Source organism: Massilia sp. DD77 (assembly GCF_036961685.1).
Taxonomy (GTDB): Bacteria; Pseudomonadota; Gammaproteobacteria; order Burkholderiales; family Burkholderiaceae_D; genus Telluria.
The window spans coordinates 12,682-24,523 of the sequence record NZ_JBAMDH010000027.1; the positions used below are offsets into that span (position 1 = coordinate 12,682).

Genomic DNA, 11,842 nt, shown 5'->3' on the forward strand with positions numbered 1-11,842 from the left:
AATTATGTATTTGGCAGCATCCCGATACCGACAGTTACCGAGGACGGCACCGTGAACCGGATCTTCTTCCGTTTCTTCGTGCTCGTCATGCTGTCGATCACGGCCGCCACCTTCGTCATTTATTTCGCTTTCAGCCGCCTGTTCGGCGACCCGCTGGACGACATCGCGCGCAGCCAGGCCGCGGCCCAGATCTTCCTGCTCGAGCAGTACGTGGACAAGGCCCCGGCCGACGAATGGCTGGGGCGCCTGAACAACGTGCGCGAAGTGTCCACCGTACGCTATGACCTGGTGCCGCTGGAAGGGGTGCGCAACCAGCTCTCGCGCGCGCAGCGGGCCGTCCTGGACCGCGGCGAGATCGTGCTTGATCCGGCCAACAAGGCCTTCTTCCGGCGCGTCGACCTGGAAGGCGAGCGCTACATCGGCAGCCACGAGGAAGTGCTGCACGCCCAGAACCTCCCGATCGACATCGGCCAGGCGCTCAAGATGGAAGCGCTGCGCTACATCATCGTCGCGATCGCCCTGCTGGTGCCGATCGCGCTGTGGTCGCGTTCGCACTGGCAAGGCCTGCAGGCGCTGTCGCGCATGGCCGACGAGTTCGGCAGCGGCAAGCTGAGCGTGCGCACCCACATGAAGCCCTCGGCCAGCATCTATCCGCTGGCCGAGCGCATCAACCACATGGCGGGCCGTATCGAAGACCTGCTGGAAGCCCAGCGCAGCCTGCTGCATTCGGTGTCGCACGAGCTGCGCACGCCGATCGCGCGCCTGGAATTCGCGCTCGAACTGCTGGATGCGCGCGCCAAGGATCCGGACCTGAGCAAGCGCATCGCCGCCATGGAAGGCGACCTCACCGAGCTCAATAACCTGGTCAGCGAACTCCTCGACATGAGCAAGCTCGACAGCGCGCGCACGCTCCAGAGCAGCACCCTCGCGCTGGATGCCCTGCTGCAGGAGTGCTGCGCCGCCCTGCCCCATGCCGCCGCCAGGCTCGACTGCGACTTCGCCTCCGGACTCGGCACGGTCGAGGCCGACGGCCGCCTGCTGGGGCGCGCGATCGGCAACCTGCTGCGCAACGCGCAAAAGTACGCGGCCGGACGCATCCTGCTGTCGGCGCGCAGGCTTCCCGGGCGCATCGAGATCGCCATCGACGACGACGGCCCCGGCATTCCCGAGGACGAGCGCGACAAGATCTTCGATCCCTTCTACCGCCTCGACCGCAGCCGCGACCGCGCCACTGGCGGCTTCGGGCTGGGCCTGTCGATCGCGCAAAAGGCGGTGGCCCTGCATGGCGGCTCCCTGCGCGCGGAAAGTTCGGCGCTGGGCGGGGCGCGGTTCTTGATCACCCTGCCTTCGCATCAATAAATAAACAAATTCGTTTACTTATTGTCCAGCCGGGCGTAGGCTGGAGGTATTGCCACTTTCGCCCGCCGCCATGAACGACCGCCTCCTGATCGCCACCTTGTGCGGCCTGGGACTCCTGTCCACCACGGGCGCTTCCCTGCCCTACCCCCTGCTGGCCCCGCTGTTCGCGGACGGCGGCGCCAACGGCCTGAACACCTTCCTCGGCCTGCCGCCCAAGCTCCTGCTGGGCATCGCCCTGATGGTCAACCCGGTCGGCCTGCTGCTGGGCAGCGCCGTGCTGGGACCGCTGGCGGACGGCCTCGGGCGCCGCCGCGCCCTGCTCCTGACCACGGTCGGCGCCGCCATCGGCCACGTGCTGACCGCGCTCGCGCTGGTCCTGGAATCGTATGTCCTGTTCCTGGCCGCGCGCTTCGTCACCGGCCTGCTGGAAGGGAACAGCTCGGTGATGCGCGCCATCGTCATCGAACACGTCCAGGGTCCGCTGCGCAACCACGCGCTGTCCTGGCTGAACGGCGCCTTCTACCTGGGCTGGCTGGTGGGGCCGCTGCTGGCCGGCCTGTCGATGGCGGGCGGCATCACGCTGCCTTTCTATATCGCGGCCGGCGCACTGCTGCTGGGCGCGCTCTGCGTGGCCCTGAGCCTGCCTCCGTCCAGCGTCGCGCCGGCCGGCCATGGCTGGTGGGAGACCGCGCGCCGCCGCCACGCCTTCACCCTGCTGGGCCACCTGCCGCTGCGCACCCTGTTCACGGTCCACCTCGCCTACACCTGCGGCGTGGCCGCGCTCTACGAATTTTTCCCGCTGTGGCTGGTGGAAGTGGGCGGCTTCGATGCGCGCGAGATCGCCTTCGTGAATACCGGCATGTGCGCCCTGATGACCCTCACCGCCCTGTTCGCGGGGCGCGCCAGTGCGGTCGAGGGCCGGCGCCGCGCCGCTTCCTACGCCGGCGTGGCGGCGCTCGCCATCCTGTGCGTGGGCGTCGGAAACCTGCTGGTCGGCATCCTGGCCATCATCGCCTTCGGCCTGCCGCACGCCTTCTACAACGCCGCGCTGCAGAGCTGGTCGGCCGACGAGTTCGCCGTACATGGCCAGGGCAGCGTGATGGGCCTGCTCTCGACCACCTTCTGCCTGGCCCACATCCTGATGGCCCTGGCCGGCGCCGTGCTGACCCTGGTCGACACGCGCGCCGTGCTGGTGGCCGGCGGCCTGCTGACCGCCTGGGCCGCCTTCGGCCTGCGCAGCTGGAGCCTGCGCAGCGCGCATGCGGGGATGGAGAACGGATGAACACGGGCGAACAGATCCTGCAATTCCTGAAGATGCGCGGACCGCAGACGGCCCAGGCATTGGCCGGGCTCTTGCAGCAAACCTCGATGGGCGCGCGGCGCCAGCTCGAGCAGCTGGAAGAAAAAGGCCTGGTGGCCTGGGAGGACAGCGGCGGCAAGGTGGGACGGCCGGTGCGGCGCTGGCGCCTGACGGAACGGGGCCACGCGCGCTTCCCGGACCGGCATGCCGAACTGACCGTGGACCTGATTGGCCAGGTGCGCAGCCTGTTCGGCGAAGCGGCGGTGGAGCGCCTGATCGCGGCGCGCGAAGGGGCCAGCGAAGCGGCCTATCGCGGCCGGATCGGGACGGCGGCGACGCTCGAGGAAAAAGTGGCGGCGCTGGCGGCCGCGCGCGACGAGGAAGGCTATATGGCCGAGGCCGAGCTCCGCGAAGACGGCAGCATGCTGCTGGTGGAAAACCACTGCCCGATCTGCGCCGCGGCTGCGTCCTGCCAGAACTTCTGCAGGTCGGAACTGGACGTGTTCCAGCGGGTGCTGGGGCCGGAGGTGAAGGTGGTGAGGATCGAGCACCAGCTAGCGGGTGCGCGGCGGTGCGCCTATGAAATCAAATAGGGTGGACGGCTCCGCCGTCCACGCGGTGATCGTTACCGGCTCCGCTTCCGCGCCGGATGATCTTGCTGCCACCTATCACGGCGTGGGCGTTTGTAGTCCAGGCCACTGGCCTGAACAACCCCGCCCACGCTACGGTCAGCGCCCTGACTGCTCCGGCTGCGTCCGCACATGGGTCACCGCGTACCACAGGTGTTCCCACCAGTGGTCGCGCGATTGCACCAGCACGAGGCAGCCCTTGTCGATGCCGCCCTTGAACAGCGGATCGGGGCACTTGTTGGTCATCAGCGCATAGCGCTGGTTCTCGGCATTGACGAGGGCAATGGCGAGCCAGATGGCGACGCCCGCGAAGAACGCCGCCAGCGACCACGCCAGGTGGTTGAAGTTACTGGTCTCGAACAGCTCTTCCTCGCGGGGGCGGGCCCCCTCGTACATCTTCAGGACTTCGCGTTCGACGTCGTCACTGCTCATTTCGTCTTGGCTGCCTTTGCAACGAGTGCGTCCATGACCTGGGTGGTGGCTTCGAGCGCCTGGTTCATGCCCTGGAGCTTGTTGGCCTCGCCCACGGTAGCCGGGGACAGCACGTATTTACCATCGATCACGATCGTCGGGGTGCTGCTGACCTTGTAGCCCTGCGCGACCGTCGGCAGGCGGCGCAGCTTGGTCTGCACGCCGAACGAATTCCATGCTTCCATGAATTTCGCGCGGTCCAGGCCGTTCTTGACGGCCCAGGCGATGATGTCGTCGTCCTTCATCAGGCGCTGGCGCTCGACGTGCACCGCACGGAACACCTTGTGATGATACTCCTCCAGCTTGCCCATGGCTTCCAGCGCCAGGAACAGGTGCGCTTCCGGATCGGCCGGGCCCTGGAACGGCAGGTGGATGCGGCGCACGACGATGTTGTCGCCCTGCTTCTTGATCCACTGGTTCAGGGTCGGTTCCATCATGTTACAAGCCGGGCAGTGGTAGGCGAAGAACTCGATCACCTCGACCTTCTTGCCCGTCGCCTGGACCGGTTGCGGCACCGACAGCGTGGTGTACTCGGCACCGTTCTTCGGATCGGTCGGCGAAGCGTTGGCGAACCCGGCGATCAGGCTGGCGGCAACGAGGGCAAAACGCAGAGAGCGCATAACTATCCTTCCACTAAAAGTGATTGAGCGAACGACCGCGAGATTACCACTTTTTTGGGGTTCCCAAGGGGGAAGGCCCCCAACTTTTTGCATTTGCTTACCTCTTTAACGCTTCCTTAAGGAAGCGTTACAGGGAGCCCTAGCGGCGCTTGCGCGCGGTGTCGAGCTGCTCGCACAGCCGGGCCGCGCCCAGGGCGGTGCGCGGTCCCGGACGGCTCAGCAGGTCGCCGTCGACCGTGAACAGGTTATTGCGCCTTACCGCCGTCATGCCCCGGTAGGGCTGCCACAGGGCCAGGCCGGGATTGGCCGGGTCGTAGCGCTTGCCGGCCAGGATGGCCTCGGGGTCGCGCTCGACCACCGCCTCGGTGCCCACTTGCGGCGCGACCACCTTGAGTGCGCCGAAGATGTTGCGGCCTCCGCACAGGCGGATGATGTCGCTCGCGATCTGCGCGTCGTTGAGGGTGTACAGGGGCCGGTCCCAGACCTGGTAGAACACGGAGACGGGGGAACGCTTGCCGTAGCGCTCGCCCAAGGCGGCGATCCGGGCCCGGTAGTCCTTCGCCGCGGCCTGCGCCACCGGCACGGTGCCGAGCAGCACGCCCAGGCGCTCGATCCCGGTCGCCACCTGCTCCAGGCGCACCGGTTCGCTGTGGAAAACCGGCACGCCCAGGCTCTCGACCTGGGCGATCTGGCGCGGGGTGTTCCCGCTGTGCCAGACCACGATCAGGTCGGGCTTGAGGGCCAGCACCCGCTCCATGTCGATCTGGCTGTTGCTGCCGATGAGCGGCAAACTGCGCGCCGCTTCCGGGTAGTCGCTGTAGTTCATCGCGCCCACCACCCTGCTCCCGCCGCCGGCCGCGAACAGCAGCTCGGTGGCATGGGGCGCCATCGAGATCACCCGCTGGGCCGGCTGCGCCAGCGTCAACTTGCGGCCGGCGTCGTCGGTCACGCTCACCGCCGCGTGGGCGGCGCCGAGGCTGCAGGCCAGGAGAGCAAGGAGGCGGCGCTTCATGGCTTAGAACGCGTAGCGCAGCGACAGCTTCAGCTGGCGGCCGTCGCTCGGATAGATGCCCGAGCGGCAGCCGAAGGCGTTGCTGTAGTAGCCGCGGTCGAGCAGGTTCAGGCCGCTGAGCGCGGCTTCCCAGGCGCCGAGGCGGTAGGCATAGCGGGCGTCCACCGTGGTATAGGACGGGATGCGCGCATTGCAGCCGTTGCTGAAATCGCTGCCGAAGCGCTGCTTGTCGACCCACTGGACACCGATGTCGGCGCTATGGCTGCTGCCCGGCACCCAGGCCAGGCGCGCCGTGACCACGTTCTTCGGCACCAGCACCATCTCGCGGCCCGCGTTCGGGCCGGCGGTGAACTCGGCGTCCACGCGCTGCCACTGGCCGGTGAGGCGCCATGCCGCGCCGAGGGCCGCCCGCCCTTCCACTTCCACGCCCTGGCGGCGGGTCGGGTCGAGGTTGGTGTTGGCGCCCCAGCCGATGGTCGGGTCATAGAAGATCTCGTTGCGCAGGCGGTGGCGGAATAGGCGCGCCGTCACCTGGCGCTCCTTGCCGCCGGCGCTCACGCCCAGCTCCAGGTCGCGCGAGGTCTGCGGCCGCAGCGCATCGACGCTGGAACGCAGGCTGTTCTCGTCCGCGTTCGGGATGCGGTAGCTGCGGCCGGCCTTGGCGAACAGGCTGACTTGCGGCGCGACGTCGATACTGCCTTCCAGCGACCAGGCGTTCAGCGACTGCGAACGGCTTTCGTCCATGAAGGCCAGCGGATCCACGTAATCCTTGTCGAACTTCTCGTGACGTACGCCCGCCGCCAGGCGCGCGTTGTGCGGCGCGTGCCAAAGCAGTTCGTCGCGCAGGTAGACCGCCTTCGAATCCTGGCGCGCGTCGCCCGCCGAGAACACGGAGCGCACTGCGCGCTCCCAGCGGATCAGGTCGACGCCGGCCACCAGCTCGTTGCGCTGCGCGCCGACAGTGGCGCTGTGGCGCAGGCGCGGCGAGAACTGGGTCTGCTCGGTGTCGTAGGTCGAGCGCGAATAGGCGCCGCCGAAGAAGTAATTCGCTTCAAGCTCGCGCTTGCGGTGCGACAGCTCGGCCGCCAGGTCGAATGCGCCGACGCGCTGCTCGGCGAAGGCGTTGACACGGTCGGTATCGAGCGTGCCGAAGTCCAGCTTCGTGAAACTTGCGCGCGGGTCGAGTGCGTACTGCGCTTTGGTGAGCGAACCGGGGAAGCGCGAATCCGAGCGCGCGCGCTCGACGCGCAAGCCGGCGCGGCTGCCCGGCGCCCAGGCGTATTGCAGGCCTGCGCTCGCGGTGCTCTGGTCGAAGGCGCTGTTGGCGCGGTAGCCGTCGGTGCTGCGGTCGGCGACGGCGGCGTCGAAGGACCAGGGACCGGCGCCATGGCGGATCGTGGCGCGCAGGTCGCGGTGGTCGAAGCGGCCCGCTTCGGCGAACACGGAACCATGGGTACCGCCCTCCCCGTCCATGCCTGCGCGGCGGGTGACGATGTGGATCACGCCGCCGGTGGCGCCTTCTCCATACAGCACGCTGCTGCCGCCGCGCGTGATCTCGATGCGCTCGACGCTGTCGACCGGGATGCTCGACAGGACGGTGTTGGCCAGTTCGTTCTCGTTCAGGCGCACGCCGTCGACCATCACCACCAGGTTCTGGGCGCTGTTGGAGCCGAAGCCGCGCAGGTCGAGCGCGAAGTCGGGCGAGGCGTCCAGGCTCTGGCGGCCGTAGACGCCGCCGACCTTGCGGATCGCTTCGTTGACGTCGGTGGCGCCGGCGCGGCGGATCTCATCCGCGGTGATGACGGTGGCGCCGATCGGAGCCAGCCTGGTCTCGACGGGGAAGCGGGCGCCGGTGACGACGATGGAAGGAAGCGTAGTGTCCTGAGCCAGCGCCTGGGCGCAGCAGACGGACAGCGACAGGGTGCAGGCCAGGGCGAGCGGCTTGAAGGCCGGCGCGCTGCGCGGTACAGCGACAAGATTCATGTTGGATGCATTCTCGAAAAAGCCACCGGCCTGCGTCCCCGCACGCCGGAGTCAACGGAAGCCGCGTGCGAACGCGCTTCCACCTGTCTGGCCGGTATCCGGGCTTGCAAGACGGACCGCCTCACCTTCCTATGCGCAAACACAGTGGTAATCGAGGGGGCCTATCGCCGTTGGGGCGATGCTTGTTGACCGTTGCGGGGGCAGCACACCTGGGCGGCTTCGCGTAGCGAGGCCGCGTCGTGTTTCCCGTTTAACTGCGCACGCAGATTGCGCGCGCGGGCACCAGAACGGGCCGCATTATAACTCCGGCATGGTCCAGCCGTGTTTTTTGCCCTCCAGCCGCCGTTTCACACCGTCCGTCGGAAAAGCTTGGCGGCGCGACAAACTTGTCGATATAGTCACAGCACAACAACACGCATCCTTCCACAACAAGGAGTCCTGATGGAATTTCGTTTCCGCCGCTATCCCGTGCGCATGGCCGCCATCAGCGGCCTGGCCGGGCTGGCCGTCTGCGCCGCCGGCCTGGCCCTGGCCCTGGCGGCCAAGCCCGGCGCGCCCGCGGCCGTGCCGCCCTCGCTCGACGGCATCGCCCTTTCCGCCCCCAATGCGGCCTTCGTCACCACCCCCAGCGCGCCCGATGCCTGGGGCGGCATGCGCACCGGCGACCACGCCACCCTGTCCGACCGCGTGGTCGACTACCGCATCGAGGCCACGCTCGACCCGGTCAAGCACCTGGTCACCGGCAAGCAGCAGCTCACCTGGCGCAACCGCAGCGCGGTCCCGGTACGCAGCGTCTACGTCCACCTCTACATGAACGCCTTCGAAGGCGCGGGCAGCACCTTCTTTACCGAGCAGCGCCTGCGCGGCGAAGGTTTCCGCACCGGGGTCGACACCAAGGACGGCGAATGGGGCCATATCGCCCTGCGCAGCGTGCGCCAGGGCGAGGCGAATGTGCCCTGGCACTTCGTCCAGCCCGACAACGGCCCGGCCACCGACCACACCGTGGTGCGCATGGACCTGCCGCAGGCCGTGGCGCCGGGCGCCTCGACCACCCTCGATATCGGCTTCGCCACCCAGCTGCCGCGCGTGATCGCGCGCACCGGCTATTTCGGCAGCTTCCACCTGGTGGCGCAGTGGTTCCCCAAGATCGCCGTGCTCGAACTGCCGGGCGAACGCGGGGCCACGGCGCCGCGCTGGAACGCGCATGAATTCCACCAGAATTCCGAGTTCTACGCCGACTTCGGCAGCTTCGACGTCAGCCTCACCGTGCCCAAGGACTATACGGTGGGCGCCACCGGCGAACTGCAGGGCGCGCCCGTCGAGAAGAACGGCATGGTCACGCGCCGCTACGTCCAGGCCGACGTCCACGACTTCGCCTGGATGGCCGACAACAGGAGCGCCAAGCCCCTGGTCGAGACCTGGACCGGTCCGGGCAGCCCGACGGTCGCGGTGCAGGTGATCTACCCGCCCGAGTACGCCGCCAGCGCCGGGCCCGCGATGAAGGCGGCCAAGGATTCGCTGGCCTATTTCTCGCGCACCCTCGGCCCCTACCCCTATAAAACCCTGACGGTCGTGATCCCGCCCTACAACGCGGAAGAAGCGGGCGGCATGGAATACCCGACCTTCATCACCGCCATGGGCTTCGACGAGGTGGCGCCCAAGTCGATCGAGGAATTCTCGCTCGACATGGTCACCATCCACGAGTTCGGCCACGGCTACTTCTACGGCATCCTGGCCTCGAACGAATTCGAGGAACCCTTCCTCGACGAAGGCCTGAACGAATACTGGGACAGCCGCATGATGCGCCAGCGCGGCCAGCAGGTGCACCCGGCGCCCGGCTTCCTGAAGCGGATCGGCATCGATCCCGTCTTCGACGTGTTCGACGGCGTGCGCGCCGGCGCCCCGCGCGAGAATCCGGCCGACGCGCCGGGACAGAACGCCTGGCACCGCCTGCAGGGCATCGGCCCGGTCTACACCCGCAGCGCCCTCGTGATGCGCGATCTCGAAGAACGCATCGGCCACGAAGCGATGGAGCGCGGCTTCAAGGAATACTACCGCCGCTGGAAGTTCCGCCATCCGGGCATCGCCGACCTGCGCGAAGCGCTGGCCGACGGCAGCGGGCAGCGCGCGGTGGTGGAACAGGTCTTCGCCCAGCAGGTCTATGCGACGGCCAAGGTCGACGACCGCGTCGCGGAGCTGAGCAGCGAGGAAGAGCTGCCGCTGCCCGGCACCCGGCTGGCCGGCGGCAAGCAGGTCGAGGATACCCAGGACGCCGTCGACAAACGCATCGAGGCGATCCGCAAGCAATGGGACAAGGCCCATCCGGACGCCGCGAAGGGCACGGGTCCCTTCCCCTACCGGACCAAGGTCACGGTGCGCCGCTACGGCGCGCAGGTACCCCAGACCCTGTTGGTGAAGTTCGCCGACGGCAGCAGCGAGACGGTGCAGTGGGAAAGCGGCGAGCAGTGGCGCACCTATACCTGGGTGCGGCCGGCCAAGGCCGTGTCGGCCCAGCTCGACCCGCGCCGCAGCCATTACCTCGACGTGAACAAGCTCGACGACAGCCGCACCATCGAGGCCGACCGCAGCGCCTCCAGCCGCTGGAGCGCCGAAATCGCCGCCCTCGTCCAACTCGTCCTTTCCTTCATCGCTACCGTATGACCACCATGACCGCACTCCTCGACCAGCAGGCGGCCACGCCGTCGACCATGCCACGCGCGGCCGCCGGCCGCATGCCGGCGCCGCTGCGCGCCACCCGCCCGGCCCTGCAGTGGCGCCTGATCCTGCTGTGGGTGGGCACCCTGCTGCTGCCGACACTGGCGGCGGCGCTGCCGTTCTGGACCATGCTGGGCGCCGCGCTCGACCGCTCGGTCCAGGCGGCGGCGCTGGCCCAGCGGCTCGACCTGGCCACCATCACCGACCTGATCGCCATGCACACCCGCTACGGCGCCGCCATCACCAGCGGCGGCATCGTGGCCCTGGTCCTCACCCTGCTGCTGTCGCCGCTGCTCACCGGCGCCGCGATCACGGCGGCGCGCGCACCCCAGACCCCGGGCTTCGCGGCCCTGGTGGCCGGCGGCGTCCTCGAATATGGCCGCCTGGCGCGCATGCTGCTGTGGGCCCTGCTGCCGCTTGGCCTGGTGGGCGTGGCGGCGGGCGCCGGTTTCGACCTGGCCGGCGAGCAAGGCAAGGCCGCCATCCTGCCTGGCGACGCAAGCCTGCCCCTCACCCTCGCCCAGCTCGTGGTGGCCTTGCTGTTCCTGGGCGTGCACGCCACGCTCGACCTGGGACGCGCGGTGCTGGCGCTGGACCGCCGCCGGACCTCGGCGGTGCGCGCCTGGTTCGCCGGCCTGCGCGTGCTGGCGCGCCGCCCGTTCGCGGTGGCCGGCGCCTACCTGGGCTTGACGGCGCTGGGCCTGGCCCTGGTGGCGCTGCTGGCGGTGGCGCGCATCAACACGCCGCCGCTCGGCGTGGCGGGCTTCATCGGCGCCCTGCTGCTCACCCAGCTGGCGGTGGCGGCCCTGGCCTGGATGCGCTGCGCGCGCCTGTTCGGCCTGATGGAAGTGGCGCGGAGCGTCAGCAAGGCCGCCGGCAAGACTTGAAGCGATCGGCTACCATGGACGCTCGCAGTCTTTTCGAGGAGCGTCCATGGCCACCCTTCCCACCTATTTCGTTTCGCACGGCGGCGGGCCCTGGCCCTGGATGAAGGAACAGACCGGGACGGCCTATGACCGCCTGTCCGCCTCGCTCCAGGCCATGCGCCAGGAACACGGCGACGCCGTGCGCGCGGTGCTGGTCGTGACCAGCCACTGGGAAGCGCCGCGCTTCATGCTCTCGTCCGGCGCGGCGCCGGGCATGATCTACGACTACGGCGGCTTTCCGCCCCATACCTACCAGATCCGCTATCCCGCGCCGGGCGATCCCGCCCTGGCCGGCCGGGCCGCACGCCTGCTGGCGGCGGCCGGCATCGACGCCGAACTCGATCCCGAGCGCGGCTTCGACCACGGCACCTTCTCGATGCTATATCCGGCCTACCCCGAGGCAGGCATGCCGGTGGTGCAGATGTCGCTGCGGCGCGACCTCGATCCGGCCGCCCACATCGCGGCCGGGCGCGCGCTCAAGCCCTTGCGCGACGAGGGCGTCCTGATCGTCGGCAGCGGATTATCCTTCCATAACCTGCGCCAGTTCGGCCCGGCCGGCAAGGCCGCCTCGCATGCCTTCGACGCCTGGCTCCAGCACACCCTGCTGGAACTGGCGCCGGCCGAACGCGAGGCGTCGCTGCTGCGCTGGAGCGAGGCGCCGCAGGCGCGCGCCGCGCATCCGCGCGAGGAGCACCTGATTCCGCTGATGGTGGCGCTGGGCGCGGCCCAGGACGAAGCCACCGCCTGCGTCTATCACGAGGACGATTTCTTCGGCAGCCTGGCGGTGTCGAGCTTCCGTTTCGGGGCTGGCTAGCCGGCGCAACCCG

The 11,842-nt window shown here is 68.8% G+C and carries 10 protein-coding genes and 1 riboswitch; of the genes, 6 read left to right on the forward strand and 4 right to left on the reverse strand.

Annotated features, from left to right (window positions below):
• Positions 1-51: 51 nt before the first annotated feature.
• From V7778_RS16870 to V7778_RS16880, 3 genes are all read left to right on the forward strand, one after another.
• On the forward strand, positions 52-1,359 hold the full coding sequence (locus V7778_RS16870) for an ATP-binding protein (RefSeq protein ID WP_335557358.1): 1,308 nt from the start codon (positions 52-54) through the stop codon (positions 1,357-1,359).
• Between the two features lie 70 nt (positions 1,360-1,429).
• Positions 1,430-2,641, forward strand: coding sequence for an MFS transporter (locus V7778_RS16875; protein WP_335557360.1), 1,212 nt, complete (start codon positions 1,430-1,432; stop codon positions 2,639-2,641).
• Positions 2,638-3,252, forward strand: a complete 615-nt coding sequence (locus V7778_RS16880; protein WP_335557361.1) for a helix-turn-helix transcriptional regulator — start codon at positions 2,638-2,640, stop codon at positions 3,250-3,252. Before V7778_RS16875 ends, V7778_RS16880 begins: the two co-directional genes overlap by 4 nt.
• A gap of 135 nt (positions 3,253-3,387) precedes the next feature.
• Here the strand turns inward: V7778_RS16880 and V7778_RS16885 are convergent, their stop codons facing one another.
• From V7778_RS16885 to V7778_RS16900, 4 genes are all read right to left on the reverse strand, one after another.
• Positions 3,388-3,720, reverse strand: coding sequence for a hypothetical protein (locus V7778_RS16885; RefSeq protein ID WP_335557363.1), 333 nt, complete (start codon positions 3,718-3,720; stop codon positions 3,388-3,390).
• A complete protein-coding gene (locus V7778_RS16890) occupies positions 3,717-4,379 on the reverse strand; it encodes a thiol:disulfide interchange protein DsbA/DsbL (protein ID WP_335557365.1) in 663 nt (220 codons plus the stop codon). Before V7778_RS16890 ends, V7778_RS16885 begins: the two co-directional genes overlap by 4 nt.
• A 139-nt stretch (positions 4,380-4,518) precedes the next feature.
• Complete coding sequence (locus tag V7778_RS16895; RefSeq protein WP_335557367.1) at positions 4,519-5,391, reverse strand: cobalamin-binding protein; 873 nt, start codon at positions 5,389-5,391, stop codon at positions 4,519-4,521.
• Positions 5,392-5,394: 3 nt separating this feature from the next.
• Positions 5,395-7,374: a TonB-dependent receptor family protein gene (locus V7778_RS16900; protein WP_335557369.1), complete on the reverse strand. Its 1,980-nt coding sequence runs from the start codon at positions 7,372-7,374 to the stop codon at positions 5,395-5,397.
• A 73-nt stretch (positions 7,375-7,447) separates the two neighbouring features.
• A riboswitch (cobalamin riboswitch) is annotated at positions 7,448-7,676 on the reverse strand.
• Between the two features lie 139 nt (positions 7,677-7,815).
• On the opposite strand from V7778_RS16900, the gene V7778_RS16905 reads away from it, so the two are divergent.
• The 3 genes from V7778_RS16905 to V7778_RS16915 are packed head-to-tail and all read left to right on the forward strand — an operon-like array spanning position 7,816 to position 11,829.
• Positions 7,816-10,035, forward strand: coding sequence for a M1 family metallopeptidase (locus V7778_RS16905; RefSeq protein ID WP_335557371.1), 2,220 nt, complete (start codon positions 7,816-7,818; stop codon positions 10,033-10,035).
• Between the two features lie 5 nt (positions 10,036-10,040).
• Entirely contained in the window at positions 10,041-10,976 is a 936-nt protein-coding gene (locus tag V7778_RS16910) for a hypothetical protein (protein ID WP_335557373.1), read from the forward strand.
• Positions 10,977-11,022: 46 nt separating this feature from the next.
• A complete protein-coding gene (locus tag V7778_RS16915) occupies positions 11,023-11,829 on the forward strand; it encodes a DODA-type extradiol aromatic ring-opening family dioxygenase (protein ID WP_335557374.1) in 807 nt (268 codons plus the stop codon).
• The last annotated feature ends 13 nt before the right edge of the window (positions 11,830-11,842 follow it).